This is a genomic window from Staphylococcus simulans, assembly GCF_047037175.1.
Classification (GTDB): Bacteria; Bacillota; Bacilli; order Staphylococcales; family Staphylococcaceae; genus Staphylococcus; species Staphylococcus simulans_C.
The window spans coordinates 1,673,844-1,689,290 of sequence record NZ_CP178241.1; the positions used below are offsets into that span (position 1 = coordinate 1,673,844).

Consider the following 15,447-nt stretch of genomic DNA (forward strand, 5'->3'; position numbering starts at 1 on the left):
TATACTACATAACGTTTTCAAACAAAAGTGTATATTGCTCAATCTACATTTATTATTTTAATACTTTACAACACTTATTAAAGGCGTATTTGTTGCTGGTTTATGTTTGTTAAATATAAAAATAACGACGCACTTGCCTACACAAATGCGCCGCTATTTTATCTATATTCACTTTCTACTACTTCTATCACTTCTTCATAGCCCATGCCTGTAGAGATGTTGACACTGGCTAAGAAACTGCCTTCTACAATAGGGGCTTCCACTTTTTCTACTCTATATTGTCCTTCATACATTTCAATTGCCATATCTAAATTCATTTCTGCTGAACCTAAGTCATAGAAACAAATCGCGTCGTCTTTTAGGCCTTCGATTGCTTGTTGAATGGGTTCGAAGGATGTTCCGATAGTGCCATCGCTGCCGCCGACTGGAATAACTTGAACGCCTTCGGCCATTTGACTAATGAGCTTTTTGATGCCGTTTGCGATTTCTTCACTATGACTGACTACAATAATTGATGTCATTGATTTACTCATCTCCTATCAACGCATTTAAGATATAAACACTGCTTTGTGCGCCTGGATCTGTGTGACCTCTAGATGCTTCTTTGAAATATGCTGCGCGTCCTTTTGTCGCAATGAGATCTTCTGTATTATCTGCGAGTGTTTGAAGATATGCGATATCGACACTTTCGCCATTTGCGACTGCTTCTCTCGCTCTTTCAATAACGTCATACATTGTTTTCTCATCTAACTCGACTTTACCGCGCTGATGCACTGCTTCTGAAAATGCTTCTAATAACCTCGGTAAATTGTCTTCAGTAACTTCATCTTCCGCAACTTGTGCCATTTTAACGAAACTGAAGCCGTATAACGGTCCTGAAGCCCCGCCGACTTTAGACATCAAAGTCATCCCTGTTGTCTTCAAGACATCTTGTACAGTCTCCGCATTTTCAAGTGCCTCAGGTAAAGCATTAAAACCTCTGACCATATTGACACCATGATCCCCATCTCCGATGGCACGGTCAAGTTCTGTTAATGTATCTTCACGTTCTTGAAAGATTTCTTGTAAGTGTATTAAACGTTTTTTTAATGTTTCAGCATTCATAATGTATATCCTCCTTGTGCGTTATCCGAAATAACGACTTTTTGTCGGTGCGTTTAATGCGTTCAATCGTTCCTCATTACTTTCTAATAACGTTAATGAGAACCCTTGCATATCTAACGATGTCATATAATCGCCGACAAACCAGTCTTTGACTGTGATATTTTCTTCTTTAAGTACTGCATTAATATATTTCACTGCGATATTCAATTCTGAAAGCGGCGTTCCGCCCATACCGTTAACCATCACAATGACTTCTTTAGCTTGAACTTCTTGTGTTAAGGCTTGAACCAATTCAGACGCAATGGCTTTTACAGGTTTAACCGCTTCTCTCTTCAACCCGCGTTCCCCATGGATACCAATACCGATTTCCATGTCACCTTCTTCTAAATCAAAGCCGTACTTGCCTGTTGAAGGGACTAACGGCGGTGTTAAAGCCATACCGATGGTACGCATGTCAGTTAAGAGTGTTTCTGTTTTCTCAATAATCGTTTCTAAAGATTCGCCTTGTTCTGCAAGGTAACCCGCAAACTTATGCACAAAGACTGTGCCTGCGACACCACGGCGCATCTCTTCGTCTTCTACCGCAATGTCATCTCTGACAATCACTTTACCGACTTTGATACCTTCCATTTCAGCCATTTCTTGCGCCATTTCAAAGTTCATGACATCACCGGCATAATTTTTAATCACCAATAAGACACCGTCTCCATTATCGACAGCTTTAATTGCTTCTAAAATTTTATCCGGTGTCGGCGAAGTAAAGATTTCACCACAGACAGCCGCATCTAACATGCCTTGTGCCACATAGCCTGCATGTGCCGGTTCATGACCGCTTCCTCCGCCAGAAACCAACGCAACGCCCTTTTGCTTTTTCTCTTTTCTCACAACAACCGTTTCAGCAACTATCTCTTGTTCAGGATTTGACAGTGCCAATCCCTCTAACATATCTGAAAGTATTGTTGTTTTGTCTTGAATCAATTTTTTCATATGTTCACAACCCCTTTTGTGTGCATTCATCAATTCATACTTTACATACACCTCTATTATATAATCTGAATCATGATTATTCATGTAAAAAGCTGTTATATTAAGCGTTTATACAATTAACAAATGTGTTATATTAAAACTAAGATAAGCAATATAAATCATATAAAAAGAAGGGGTGTGCTTATGAACCTTGTTTATGCGAAACGTACAGCGGATATCATTACCATTGTCAGCTTTATAGCCTTATTAGTATTGTTGTCAATTAATTTTTATATCAATGCCCAAGCAAACGGCTTCTCCGCAGGTTTTAAAATTGAAAGTACAACCCACATCGTTTTAGTTTCATTACTCTTCGCTATCAGTTTAATCAGTGATATCATCAGCACCATTTTAAAACGCAAACTTAAATACAAACATTAGCAAAAAAGCCCTCCTACTCGATTTGAATAGGAGGGCTTTGGTAAATCTTTATTAGTGATTTACTTAATTCGTGACTGCGATTGTTTTCAGCTACGAAATGTTATTTGATTTTCTTCACATAGATCGATTTTAAACCGATTTGACCGACACCTGGAATTTTACAATCAATGTCATGACCATCGTCAGGATCGACTAAACGAATGCCTTTCACTTTCGTTCCTTGTTTAATCACAGATGAAGCACCTTTAATCTTCAAGTCTTTAATGACTGTCACTGTATCTCCATCTTGTAATTCTTGACCATTGGCATCGCGTACTTTTAACGCTTCCTCAGCTTCTGTTACTGAATCTTGTGTCCACTCATGTCCGCACATTGGACAGACAAATAACGCACCATCTAAATACGTATATTCCGAACCACAGCTCGGACAATTTGGTAATGTTTGTTCCATGTTTTCCTCCATGCTCTTTAATGACCCTCTAAATCTACCATATTTCAAAAGAAAAAGATATATCAACGATTAGAATTTCATGTGTTCAAATTATTTTCTATATTCATTTCTAAGAAATATCTTTAGATTTAAATCCAATCATACCTGTAATAAAAAGAACGAATGCGATAATCAACATGATACATGTCACTTGCCAATCCATATCCGCAATCGGTAATCGCGGCACATGTCCAAACGGTGTTATTTTCTTCAACCACGGTTTTACATTCAATAATTGGCCTAAATAAACGACTAAAAATGAATAAGCTAAATACAAATATACAACTAAACTGCCTTTCTTCAACCAATCAATCACACATACTGCTAAACCTGCAAAGATAAGGATAGCTGGAATATAAACAAGTCCTGCAGTCCATAACTTACTTAATGCGATAGGTTTAGCCATGCTTGATACAGCACCGATATACATACCGATAGCTGCCAAGCTGATCATCAGCACACTATTAATGAATCCAATCCAAACAAAGCTCATGACATAGCGTAAACGTTGGACAGGTAAAGCCAATACCATTTCCGTATGATGGAGACGCATTTCCCTTTGAACTTTAAAGAGCGCCATTAATACAGGAATCGTTGACACCATCCCCATGATGGCCATCAAGATGGGTACAAATTGTTCTGCATAATTATCCCCTTTACCTGTCAGCATTCTTTGTAAGAGTGGATTGTCTTTAAAGAAATTTTCCAAATCACCAAATACTGATCCATATGATAACCCAAGCATCAACATACCGATTGCCCACACAATCATACCTGTACGTTGTAACCGCAACTGAAGACCAAAAGGTGATTTCAAAACATGCGATACATGGTGATGTCCTTTAAACCTTGGTAATAAGCCCGCTTCCATATCACGTTGGCGATTCAATATTAAAGCAACAATCATCAATATCAACGCAGTTCCTAATAGCGCTATGACAGGCCACCAATGATTATGACTATATACATCTGAACGTGTCACCCATCCTAAAGGCACACTTAAAGCTAACCAAGAGGCTGAGACATCTCCCATCGCACGCATTAAATACATCACTAATAAGACACTGATACTCACGCCTGTTGTTTGACTATGCGTTGTGGTAAATTGCGCAACAAATAGCGTTAACATGCCCATCATAAAACCAGTAGCCGCAATCAATGAACCATATAACCATGCACCTTCAGCAGTGAAACCATCAACACCTGTAAAGCGTAAGCCGATACTGATGGCTGCACCTAACACAAAATTGATGAAAACTTGTTGAATAATAGTCCCTAACATTAAAGTATGACGTCCAATAGGCAACGCAGTTAATAACGCTAAACGCCCTTCTTCTTCATCCCCTCTTGAATCTTTCGACACAAATAGGATATTCATGATACCCACTAGTATCACAGTAAACATTAACATCTCATAACCGAACATGGTTGCTAGATTAATGTGTCCTAAATTTGATTTCCCCAACATCGCTTGCATCGCAGGGTTTTTAAACATTTCAAATAAAGGTATTAAAGCTTCTTTGTCAGGATACAAATTCGCAAATGACTGTGGAATCATTAAAGTTAAGATAACTAACCCCGCAATCCAAAAGACAATAGACCATTGATTCCGCTTCAAATAAAACAACATGACTTTAGAAAGCATCGCCATTTTTCGTTTCATCTTACTCACCTTCTTTAAGTGCTTCACCATAGTGTCGTAAGAATAAATCTTCTAATGTCATAGGTTGGCTTTCTAATTTTTTAATATTGAAGCGACTTAAATAGCGCAATAAAGTATTGGTTTGATCGGTATCTACTTGGAATTGATACGTTTCGCCTTGCTTAGTCACATCGTGTACCCCTTGTTGTGCTTCTAGCTGTGTAAGTTCATCTGAAGTCGTAACAATAAAACGCATGCGTGTTAAATGACGCATTTCATCTAATGTACCTGATTCGATCAGTGTCCCTTTACGAATAATACCGACACGGTCGCATAATTGTTCAACTTCAGAAAGTATATGGCTCGATAACAAAACTGTTTTCCCACGTTCACGACATGCTTTCACATGTTGTTGAAAGACGCGTTCCATCAAAGGATCTAAACCAGACGTCGGTTCATCAAAGATATAAAAATCAGCTTCCATGCTTAATGCGGCAATGAGTGCTACCTTTTGTCGATTCCCTTTTGAATACGTACTGCACTTCTTATGAATATCGAGTTCAAAGTCTTGAATTAACGTTGCTTTACGTTCATGATTCACTGATTTTTGCAGACTTAATAAGAACTCAATCACTGCTGCTCCCGTTAAATTCGGCCATAAGCTGACATCACCTGGTACATAAGCTATGCGTTCATGGATAGAGACTGCTTCTTTAAACGCATCTTTGCCAAACAATGTGATATGTCCAGAACTGGGTTTCAACTGCCCAAGTAATGTCTTTATCGTCGTCGATTTTCCTGAACCGTTCGGACCGATAAACCCAAAGATTTCTCCTTCTTCTACTGTCATATTTAAGTTGGAGAGTGCTTCAAATTTACCAAATCGTTTGGTTACATCTTTAATTTCTAACACGGATACCATAAGATTCACCTTCTTTTTCTATTCTCAACCTATCCCTTTAAAACTTAATTTCATTATACACCGCTTTCATGAAAGATTGCCGAATAAAATAAGGACATTCACAAAGAATGCCCTTATTACTTATTAGAGTTAAATGCGCGTGTATCAATTTGTTCTTCTTCCAATATTTTTTCAATTTTCTTTTGTTCACGCTGACTCGGTTTGTCATTCCCTTTTTCAATCTCACCGATATCCTTCGCTGTAATACGTCCATTCTTAGAAGATGCGATGGCTGCGTCTATTTTCTCATCGATATCTCTAAGGTACTGATTGGAATTTGTAATATAGCGATTAATCTTATGCGCATGGCCATCATATTTTTTAGGCAAACGGTTCTCATTGATATACTGCGAGAAGTTATTATCATTCGTACTCGCTAAGGCACTGGCTCTCTCAATATGTTTCGCATCACCTTTAGAGATACCTTCTTTAGAATGCAGTTTTTCTTGGTAATGCTCATAGATACGCGTGATATCATGGTCAGCGTTCAAATAAGTTTGAATATCTTTTTTCAATTCAGCTTTGGTCAACGTTTGATTCTTTTTCTTCTTATCAAAGATATCTGGGTGCAAATCTAATTGTTCACCTTCTGCTTTAGCAGGACCTGTATCCTTTTTTTGTTCTTGTTGTGTAGGTGCTTGTTGCGTCGGTTCTTGTTTGGCTTCTTGTTTCACTTCTTTTACCTCTGAATTACTACATCCTGATACTGCTAATGTCATCGACGCAAACAGCAAGCCTGCTATTTGTTTCTTCACTGTCACCTTCTCCTTTGAATAATTATCTTCTTTAATTTCACATTAAATTTCGCTCATTTCTTTTTTACCCTAATTCTCATCATGTATGGTGTCTTCTTGTCAAATCATATATAAAACGCTTTCATTTAAATTTAATTTAGAAAATTAAAAAATTAGTCACGCAACTCATTAAAGTTAGTGTATAATACTTCCATACACATATTCTATTCCGTACAACATAAAAAGAAAATAGATGATATGCAGTTCGCATTTCTACTCTGCACGCCATCCATTCTCTATATAAAAACTACAAAGAGGTGTAACATCATGGAAAACAATGATTTAAAACGCAGTATGACCAATCGTCACATTCAGCTGATCGCCATCGGGGGCGCTATCGGTACAGGGCTTTTCTTGGGGGCAGGGAAAAGTATTGCGTTAGCTGGGCCATCCATTCTCTTGGCCTACATCATTATCGGGTTCTTCTTGTTCATTATGATGCGTGCATTAGGTGAACTTCTGTTATCAAACAGCCAATACAATTCTTTTATTGATATCGCGGAAGATTACTTAGGGCATATGGCAGGTTTCTTTACAGGTTGGACATATTGGTTTTGTTGGGTAGCTACAGGAATTGCGGATATCACAGCCGTAACCAAATATATTAATTTCTGGTGGCCGTCTTTTCCGCCGTATTTAACCGCTATTATTACCGTTATCCTATTACTCGCACTGAACTTAATGACAGTTAAAGCTTACGGGGAAATTGAGTTCTGGTTTGCGATTATTAAAGTTATTGCGATTTTATTCTTAATCGTCATCGGACTCTATTTAATCTTTACTGGTTTCTCATCACCAAACCATATTCAAAGTGGTTTCAGCAATCTTTATTCTCACGGCGGATTCTTCCCTAACGGGGTTATGGGATTCTTGCTTGCCTTCCAAATGGCAGTATTCAGTTTCGTTGGGATTGAATTAGTTGGTGTCACTGCACGTGAAACGAAAGACCCAGAAAAGAACTTGCCGAAAGCGATTAATAGTGTCGGTATTCGTATCATCATCTTCTATGTATTAAGTTTAATGGTTATTATGAGTATCACACCATGGGACAAATTAGATCCTAAAGAAAGTCCATTCGTTAACTTATTCGTACTTGCGGGTATTCCAGCTGCGGCAGGTATCGTTAACTTTGTCGTCTTAACTTCAGCATCTAGTGCCGCAAACAGCGGATTGTTCAGTAACAGCCGTATGGTTTACGGTTTAGCTGTGTCAGACAGTGCGCCTAAACCTTTAGGTAAAGCCAATCGTCATGGTGTCCCATACAATGCATTGATTTTCTCAGGGGTTGTATTATTCTTAGCCGCATTATTAAACTATATTATTCCAGATACAGTGTTCACTGTCGTGACAACTGTCGCAACGATTTTCTTTATCTTTATCTGGACGATTATTTTAGTATGTTATATCAAATATCGTAAAGCACATCCTGAATTACATGCTGCTTCGAAATTCAAAAACTTCTTTGGTGTTGTAGGTTCATATAGTACCCTTGTCTTCTTCGTCATCGTTATCGCCATTTTATTCTTAGCAGAAGATACAAGAGTCGCTTTATACTTCTCACCATTCTGGCTCATCTTATTATTCATTGCGTATAAAGTCGGCGGCTTTAAAAACCGTGGTCTTAACCGCATTAAACACTAATCGATAACACTTTAAAACAGGTGGAGATTTCTTAGGAAGTCTCCACCTGTTTCTTTGTCTTCGTAAATTAAAAAGCCGGACCAGTTAAACTGATCCGACTCCTTTATATAAAATAACTTCGACTCACAATAATTAGTTCAAGCGTGTTGGTGTATCCCCTGTTTTGATGACATTTAATGCAGCGTTTAAGCCGCCTTCAACTAAGTTACGTACCGCTTCATCAGAGAAGAAAGCGACATGCGGTGTTAATTGTATTTTGTCATTTTCGATTAATGTTTTAAATGTTTCATCTTCGATTTCTTTACCGCCAAAGTCAAATGTGAAATAAGGCATTTCGAATTCGTAAGTGTCGACTGCAGCACCTGCTAATTTACCGCTGTTGACTGCTTCGATTAATGCTTCTGTATCCACAACTGCACCACGTGCAGCATTGACTAAAATAGCGCCATCTTTAAATTTCGCAAACATTTCTTTGTTGAAGATATGATGGTTATCCGCAAACGCAGGCATGTGTAAAGAAACGATATCTGCATCTTTAACTGCTTCTTCAATAGAGTCTTTGTACTCTAAGAAAGTTAATGAATCATTTGGATATAAATCATAACCTACAATTTTAGCACCGAATCCTGCGAAAAGTTCACCAGTTAATGCGCCGATACGTCCAGTACCGATGATTGCAACTGTCATGTCTTTCACAGGTCTTGCCATAATAGTCGCATCCCAAGTAAAGTCATAATTTTGAACACGTTTTTCAACGCGTGGGAATCGACGTACAAGATTTAATGCGGCAGCTACCGCATATTCTGCGATTGTTTCAGGAGAATAGCTAGGTACGTTTGAGATAATAATACCGTGTTCTTTGGCTAACTCTAAATCATACATGTCAAAACCTGCAGTACGTTGTGCAATTTGTTTGATGCCCATTGCTTCTAATTTAGGATATGCTTCTTTTTCAAGTTTGCCGAATTGCATTGTTGTTACACCGTCAAACCCTTCAAGTTGATCCAAAGTATCAAGACTTAAGAAGTCATTTGAGAATGACACTTCAACATCGTGTGCTTTCGCCCAATTTAAAGCAACATCTTTTTCATAGTCACGTGTACCGAAAAATTTAATTTTTGTCATAATTACTCCCTCGATTCTAAAAGTTGTGAAGTAGAGTAATTCATATCCTACTTCATATATTATGTGAATACTTTCACATAGTCAATAGGTTATGAATTAATCTGAATACTCTGTCAAACTGATTATACTCTATTTGCGTACGTTTGCATATATGATTGTCCAATACTTTTATTTTTTTAAATAACATTGTATAAACTATCGCGACCCTACCACGATTAAAAACCCATTCTAGTCCTTTTACCTTCCATTCTCCATTTAACCATAAAAAAATACGCGTACCCTAGTTGTGAAATACACTATCGTACGCGTATATGAATTAATCCTCTTTCTTTTTATAACGGATGGTGGGCTGATGTTCACCTTTGGTAAAAGCTTCTGTTGCTTTACGTCTACGTTCTGCACGCAGTTTCCGATTTTTCTTCGCTTCTCGTTTATTATACGCAATATTTAAAGAAGCGCCTTTTTGCGTATTATCTTTCATATACATATATGAACCTATGTTATACGCCGTACGTACAATCATCTGTCCAGCAACAGGTGAAGTCATGTATAAGAATAAGATGGTTAATAGTGTTCTGACACTAAAATAATCTCTTGTAAACCAGAAATAAAGAAACACACCAATGAGCGAGAATAATACAGATAAAGTTGAACTTTTCGTCGCCGCATGGGCACGTAAAAAGACATCTTTGAATTTCAAAATACCGATGGCACTGATTAACGCCACGATGGAACCCATTAAAATAAGGACTGCCGCAAATAAACTAACGATTTCGTTTATTATCAAAGATTCGTCCTCCTTCTACAAAGCGTGAAATACCAATGGTACTCAAGAATGCTAGAATTGCGATAATCAAACTCGCATCTAAAAAGGCTAATGTATTTAAGACAATACTCAGTAAACCTACGATAGAAATAATCATCGCACCAATACTATCAAATGCGACAACTCTATTCGGTGTGGTCGGTCCTTTAATCACACGAATCAAAGCGATAATAACCGCAATTCCATATATTACTAATGCACTGCGTATCATCCAATCAATGATCACATCAATCATTTGAGCACCTCCCATATCAAACGTTCATATTTCTTAATCTGCTTGGTTAACACTGCTTTATCCTTTTCAGATACGTCAATCGCATGAATAAAGAAACGACTGCCATCTGGCGATACCCTGAGCACTAACGAACCTGGTGTCAACATAATAAGCAAGGTTAATAATGTAATCGCCCAGTCTCTCTTTAATGATGTCTCATAAATTAATAAACCAGGATTCATATCATGTGATTTAAATAAAATGTAATTAATCGTAGAGAGACTTGATATCAACAGCTGCATATTATAAATCACAATAAATTTCGTGATAATCCAGACTTTCTTTAAGTAGAATACGCGTGTAAAGAAGAAACGATGGATTAAATAGACAATCGCAATCCCAATCAGATATCCCGCAATAAAGGTAGATAAGTGGAATTTGTCTTCATCTTGAAAGAGTGTCCATAAAACAGCGATTAAAATATTAAGTGTTAATTGGGCTAACATTATTCCACCTCCACATTCGGAATGACTGACTTAAGATAATCACTCGGATTTAAATTAAACGCAGCCGCATGATTTGCGATATCTAAAATCCATTCTGCACAAAGCCCCATCAACACAGTCGCTAGTGTCAATAAAATCATCGCAAACAACTTGTGCGGCAAGAGCGGTTGACGTTGAACGACCGGCATGCCTTCTCTTCCGAAATACATATAGAAGAAAACTTTCAACAAACTGTACATCGCAATCAAACTCGTAATCAGCATCACAACAACACCGACCACATATCCTTCAGCGAGTGCACCTTGGATAATCAATAATTTCCCAGGAAATCCGCTGAATGGCGGTACGCCGCCAATAGATAAAGTAACAATAAATAATATAATCCCGAGTGATGGGTGGGTATGAATTAAACCACCCATTTGTTTATAACTTCGAGAACCTGTCATGACCACCAAGACACCCATCACTAAAAATAATAATGTCTTGATAATCATGTCATGACCCGCATAGAATATCGCACCAGCAACACCTGCTTGGTTTAACGTACTTAAGCCCATAACTGAGAAGCCGATAGACAATATGACTTGATACGCCGCTATTTTCTTCACATCATCATAACCTAACACACCAATTGCGCCGATAATCATAGTGATAACGGCCATGTAATACATCAGTTGATGTGTGATATCTGGTTGTTGATCAAACAACAGTACCATGACACGAATCAGCGCATAGACACCGACTTTCGTCATTAAGCCCGCAAATAGCGCAGCTAATTCTGTATTTAATGCGGCATAGGCTTTTGGCAGCCACATAAACATGACTAAGGCTGCTTTACCGCCGAAGACGAAAATCATAATAATCGCAATCATGGTCATCATCGGCGGTTGATGACTTTCAGTAATTCGCATCGCTAAATGTCCGAAATTCAAAGTTCCGAGTGTCCCATATAAATAGGCGACTCCAATTAAGAAGAACCATGAACTGACGACATTCATCACGACATAAATGACACTGGCACGTAATTGTTCTAAAGTTTGACCAAGTGTCAACAAGACAAACGAAGCAATCAGCATAATCTCAAACATGACGTACAAGTTAAAGATATCAACCGTTAAGAAACTGCCATTCACTCCTGTCAGCATAAACAAAATAAAGGATGGCAAGAAATAGCGGTTCGCTATATGTTCACGTTTACCAAAACCGAAATAAATCACACATGTGACGACCAAGTTCGCAATCGTCACGAAGAAGAGACTTAACGTATCCCCAACAAACTGAATTCCAAATGGCGGCTGCCAATCACCGAAATTAATGACTAATGGTTTATGTTGATAAACATATGCCAATAAATAAGCTGAAACCACGGTATTCAGTATTTGAATGGTTATCGCAATACGCCTTGTGACAATGAGACGTTCTTTGAAGAAGAATAAAATCAGACCTGTGACTAAAGGCAACAACAGCGGAATTAACATCATATTATTCATCGACATCATCATCCTCACCGCGTAACGCTTCAATTCGGTTCACTCGTGTCACTTTATACGTACGATACACCAAGACGAGTAAGAAGGCTGAAACCGCAAAGCCAATGACAATCGCAGTTAAAATCAATGCCTGCGGCAATGGATCTACATAGTTGCTGCCTTCCTCGTTAATAATCGGAACTTTCGTCCCATCAAAGCCGCTCATTGCCAAAATGACTAAGTTTGCGACATGTGTGTAAATGGCTGTCCCTAATACAATACGAATTAAGTTCTTCGATAAAATCATATACGTTCCTGCGAAAGTTAAAATACCTATAATTATGATTAAAATCACATTCAACTTTTATCACCACTTATCGCAAGCATGATCGTTGTCACTGAACCGACAACGGTTAATAAAATACCAAATTCAAATAGAGTCACACTTGAAAGATGTACTTCTTCTAAATAAGGTAATGTGATATAAACATCTTCATGTGACAATAAAGGGTGGCCAAAAAACATCGGAACGATCGCTGTGGCAATTGACAATAAAGAACCAGAAATCGTAACCGCTCTGAAATCTAACGGCAGTGAACGAATAACCTTTTCAACATCAAATGCTAAAAACATCAAAATAAACGCTGAGCTGAAAACTAAGCCGCCGATAAAACCGCCGCCTGGATTGTCATGACCCGCTAAGAAAATATAAGCACCAAAGGTTAAAATAATAAAGACTGCCACTTTAGAAATCGTTTCTAACACAATGTCATTTTCGTGCATCTGAATCACCCTTTCTAATTTTGAATTTAATTAATGCATAAATACCCAGTCCGACAATCATAATGACAATACCTTCTAACATCGTATCTAGCGCTCTGAAGTCACCGAGTATCGCATTGACTATATTTTTAGAACCCGCTAAAGTATCGCTATTTTCATAGAAACTTGAAATCTTCTTAAAAGCTTGTTCTTGTTGCGCCATAATCACAAATGTCACCACAAAGATGGACATGAATAGCGCAATCAATAATTTCACTGCTTCTTTCCCGATATGCACTTTATCACGTCGCACGTTCGGCAAATGATAGAAGACTAACAAGAATAAAATCGTCGTAATCGTTTCAATCACTAACTGTGTCATCGCAAGATCAGGTGCGCGCATCAGTACGAAAACAATCGCAATGGTATAACCAATCACACCATTGATAATAATCATTGCCATCCGTTCTCGTAAAAAGACTAACGCAGTCGATAAAAATGCGATATTGACTGTAACTAAAATTTCAAACCACGTTACAGGTTTCACTTCGAACCCTTTAATCGGAATCCAGCCTACACGGATAAAACCATAAGCCATCATCGCGAAGAATAAGCAATAAATCACGTGTAAGTATTGGTTTAAGCGGTTATTCATCATAATCTGCATCCCGCTTCGACTGGAACGTTCACTGCCACGCAACATACCGCGATATAAACTATTGATAGATAAAACTTCCGGTAATTTGTTGTACACGTTCATCCAACGTGAACGCCATAATAATAAAATGCCGACGACATAAATCGTTAAGGTGATCCATAACTCAGGACTTAAACCATGCCACGCAGCAATGTGCGGAATAAACGGTGCAACTTTATCTGAATGGCCGATATCTCGTAATGCCGGCCCGATTAAATAGTGTCCTAATACGTTCGGAATCATAAAGAACAATGGCATACCGAGTGTAATAATGGCCGGTGCGATATAAAGACCCACAGGCTCATGTTCTGGTACTTGCGGTAAACCTGCTTTGTGTAGTGGACCAAAGAAAGTATCTTTTACTAAGCGCAAGCTGTAGATAAACGTAAAGAGACTGGCAACGACTGCGACAATCAGCATGATTGACACAAAGACTTGGTCATACATAGTAAGCTTCTTCGCAGTTACTAAAGTCTTAAAGAACATTTCTTTCGATAAGAAACCATTAAATAACGGTAATCCTGCCATAGCCATCGCACTGATGGTCATCATAACAGTAGTAACCGGCAGCAACTTACGTAAACCACCTAAGCGAGACAAATCACGTGTACCTGTTTCATGGTCTATAATACCGACACCCATAAAGAGCACGCTCTTAAAGAGTGCATGGTTGATTAAGTGAAACAGCCCCGCAAATAAACTTGCGACATAGAAAGCTTGGAACCCTTGTGCTTGATGACTATAAGCCAAAAATCCAAAGCCGACCATTGACATAATCATGCCCAGTTGACTGATTGTGGAATACGCCAACAGCCCTTTTAAATCTCGTTGTCCTACTGCCACAAATGAACCAACCATCAGTGTAATAATCCCAACAGCGATGACAATATAAGCCACCCAAGGTTCATAACCTAATATCGGTGTAAAACGGAATAATAAATAAAGTCCGGCTTTAACCATCGTCGCAGAATGCAGGTACGCACTGACAGGTGTCGGTGCTTCCATCGCATCTGGCAACCAAATATGAAATGGAAATTGTGCCGATTTCGTAAAGGCACCTAGTAAAATAAAGACAACAGCCAGTGGGAACCATGGAGATTCATACATCGTTTGACGCACTGGAATCTTCACTAATTCAGAAATCGTATTTGTGCCTGTAATGTTAAATAAAATCACAAAGCCTGCCATCATAAACATGCCGCCAAAGACAGTAATTAAGAAGGATTTCATGGCACCCGATTGACTGGAAGGACGATTATACCAATAAGCAATGAGTAAGAAAGACGCAATACTGGTCAACTCCCAGAAGACGTACAGTAATATGGTATTATTTGCGAGCACAACGCCTAACATCGCAAACATGAACATCAGTAAATAGACATAGAACCTTGGTAAATCATCATGTGCTTTTGAGAGGTATGCATTCGCATATAATACAACACCCGTACCAATTAAAGTGATCAACAAGGCAAAGATGATAGACAAGCCATCTAATCTGAACGCAAAGTTAACATCAATCGACGGCATCCACGGCAATGAAACTATCACCAGCTCATTAGCGGCGATACGCGGAATCATCGTGATGAAATAAATTGCGCTGACAACAGGCGCAGCCAATGCGATCCATCCAGCTTGCCTGCTCAATGTCGTTCTATACCGACTCGTATTATGTGTGATTTCTTGTTGTGCCTGTTCTGAAACAGTCTCAGAACGTACAGAACGATTCGGCAAGTTTGTCATGAGCACGCACAACATCACAACAATAATAAAGACAAACAGCCAAATAAGGCTCATATAAAGTGAGACTCC

General features: G+C 38.5%; 17 protein-coding genes. 2 read left to right on the forward strand and 15 right to left on the reverse strand.

Translation table 11 applies throughout. The features are described from left to right. Positions 1 to 158: 158 nt before the first annotated feature. From dhaM to dhaK, 3 genes are read right to left on the reverse strand one after another with little or no spacing between them, the layout of a single operon-like run. Entirely contained in the window at positions 159 to 521 is a 363-nt protein-coding gene (gene dhaM, locus ACFCT9_RS08365) for a dihydroxyacetone kinase phosphoryl donor subunit DhaM (RefSeq protein WP_412518518.1), read from the reverse strand. A gap of 4 nt (positions 522 to 525) precedes the next feature. Next, on the reverse strand, positions 526 to 1,104 hold the full coding sequence (gene dhaL, locus ACFCT9_RS08370; RefSeq protein WP_412518520.1) for a dihydroxyacetone kinase subunit DhaL: 579 nt from the start codon (positions 1,102 to 1,104) through the stop codon (positions 526 to 528). Between the two features lie 21 nt (positions 1,105 to 1,125). Further along, positions 1,126 to 2,091, reverse strand: a complete 966-nt coding sequence (dhaK, locus tag ACFCT9_RS08375; protein WP_412518522.1) for a dihydroxyacetone kinase subunit DhaK — start codon at positions 2,089 to 2,091, stop codon at positions 1,126 to 1,128. A 183-nt stretch (positions 2,092 to 2,274) separates the two neighbouring features. Here dhaK and ACFCT9_RS08380 point away from each other — a divergent pair, with 183 nt between their 5' ends. Continuing rightward, positions 2,275 to 2,511, forward strand: coding sequence for a hypothetical protein (locus ACFCT9_RS08380; RefSeq protein ID WP_412518524.1), 237 nt, complete (start codon positions 2,275 to 2,277; stop codon positions 2,509 to 2,511). A 100-nt stretch (positions 2,512 to 2,611) separates the two neighbouring features. Here the strand turns inward: ACFCT9_RS08380 and ACFCT9_RS08385 are convergent, their stop codons facing one another. The 4 genes from ACFCT9_RS08385 to ACFCT9_RS08400 form a co-directional block, all read right to left on the reverse strand. Further along, positions 2,612 to 2,962, reverse strand: coding sequence for a zinc ribbon domain-containing protein YjdM (locus ACFCT9_RS08385; RefSeq protein ID WP_412518526.1), 351 nt, complete (start codon positions 2,960 to 2,962; stop codon positions 2,612 to 2,614). Positions 2,963 to 3,071: 109 nt separating this feature from the next. After that, complete coding sequence (locus tag ACFCT9_RS08390; protein ID WP_412518528.1) at positions 3,072 to 4,664, reverse strand: ABC transporter permease; 1,593 nt, start codon at positions 4,662 to 4,664, stop codon at positions 3,072 to 3,074. A 1-nt stretch (position 4,665) separates the two neighbouring features. Then, complete coding sequence (locus ACFCT9_RS08395; protein WP_412518529.1) at positions 4,666 to 5,565, reverse strand: ATP-binding cassette domain-containing protein; 900 nt, start codon at positions 5,563 to 5,565, stop codon at positions 4,666 to 4,668. 116 nt (positions 5,566 to 5,681) lie between these two features. After that, positions 5,682 to 6,359 carry an NDxxF motif lipoprotein gene (locus tag ACFCT9_RS08400; protein WP_412518531.1) on the reverse strand — a complete coding sequence of 226 codons (678 nt, stop codon included), beginning with the start codon at positions 6,357 to 6,359 and terminating at the stop codon, positions 5,682 to 5,684. A 306-nt stretch (positions 6,360 to 6,665) separates the two neighbouring features. On the opposite strand from ACFCT9_RS08400, the gene ACFCT9_RS08405 reads away from it, so the two are divergent. Then, positions 6,666 to 8,039: an amino acid permease gene (locus tag ACFCT9_RS08405; protein WP_412518533.1), complete on the forward strand. Its 1,374-nt coding sequence runs from the start codon at positions 6,666 to 6,668 to the stop codon at positions 8,037 to 8,039. Between the two features lie 132 nt (positions 8,040 to 8,171). On the opposite strand, the gene ACFCT9_RS08410 is transcribed toward ACFCT9_RS08405, so the two are convergent. From ACFCT9_RS08410 to ACFCT9_RS08445, 8 genes are all read right to left on the reverse strand, one after another. Further along, positions 8,172 to 9,164 (reverse strand): D-lactate dehydrogenase, encoded by a 993-nt coding sequence (locus ACFCT9_RS08410; RefSeq protein ID WP_412518535.1) that lies wholly within the window; start codon positions 9,162 to 9,164, stop codon positions 8,172 to 8,174. Between the two features lie 316 nt (positions 9,165 to 9,480). Beyond that, positions 9,481 to 9,903 carry a monovalent cation/H(+) antiporter subunit G gene (gene mnhG / locus ACFCT9_RS08415; RefSeq protein ID WP_412521641.1) on the reverse strand — a complete coding sequence of 141 codons (423 nt, stop codon included), beginning with the start codon at positions 9,901 to 9,903 and terminating at the stop codon, positions 9,481 to 9,483. Positions 9,904 to 9,928: 25 nt separating this feature from the next. Further along, complete coding sequence (locus tag ACFCT9_RS08420; protein ID WP_412518537.1) at positions 9,929 to 10,225, reverse strand: Na(+)/H(+) antiporter subunit F1; 297 nt, start codon at positions 10,223 to 10,225, stop codon at positions 9,929 to 9,931. Further along, complete coding sequence (locus ACFCT9_RS08425) at positions 10,222 to 10,710, reverse strand: Na+/H+ antiporter subunit E (protein ID WP_412518539.1); 489 nt, start codon at positions 10,708 to 10,710, stop codon at positions 10,222 to 10,224. Before ACFCT9_RS08425 ends, ACFCT9_RS08420 begins: the two co-directional genes overlap by 4 nt. After that, positions 10,710 to 12,206, reverse strand: coding sequence for a Na+/H+ antiporter subunit D (locus tag ACFCT9_RS08430; protein WP_412518541.1), 1,497 nt, complete (start codon positions 12,204 to 12,206; stop codon positions 10,710 to 10,712). Before ACFCT9_RS08430 ends, ACFCT9_RS08425 begins: the two co-directional genes overlap by 1 nt. Next, complete coding sequence (locus ACFCT9_RS08435; RefSeq protein ID WP_412518543.1) at positions 12,193 to 12,540, reverse strand: Na(+)/H(+) antiporter subunit C; 348 nt, start codon at positions 12,538 to 12,540, stop codon at positions 12,193 to 12,195. The genes ACFCT9_RS08430 and ACFCT9_RS08435 overlap by 14 nt, the downstream gene beginning before the upstream one ends. Next, positions 12,537 to 12,962 carry a monovalent cation/H+ antiporter subunit B gene (locus ACFCT9_RS08440; RefSeq protein WP_412518545.1) on the reverse strand — a complete coding sequence of 142 codons (426 nt, stop codon included), beginning with the start codon at positions 12,960 to 12,962 and terminating at the stop codon, positions 12,537 to 12,539. Before ACFCT9_RS08440 ends, ACFCT9_RS08435 begins: the two co-directional genes overlap by 4 nt. Continuing rightward, positions 12,949 to 15,432 carry a DUF4040 family protein gene (locus ACFCT9_RS08445; RefSeq protein WP_412518547.1) on the reverse strand — a complete coding sequence of 828 codons (2,484 nt, stop codon included), beginning with the start codon at positions 15,430 to 15,432 and terminating at the stop codon, positions 12,949 to 12,951. The genes ACFCT9_RS08440 and ACFCT9_RS08445 overlap by 14 nt, the downstream gene beginning before the upstream one ends. Between the last annotated feature and the right edge of the window lie 15 nt (positions 15,433 to 15,447).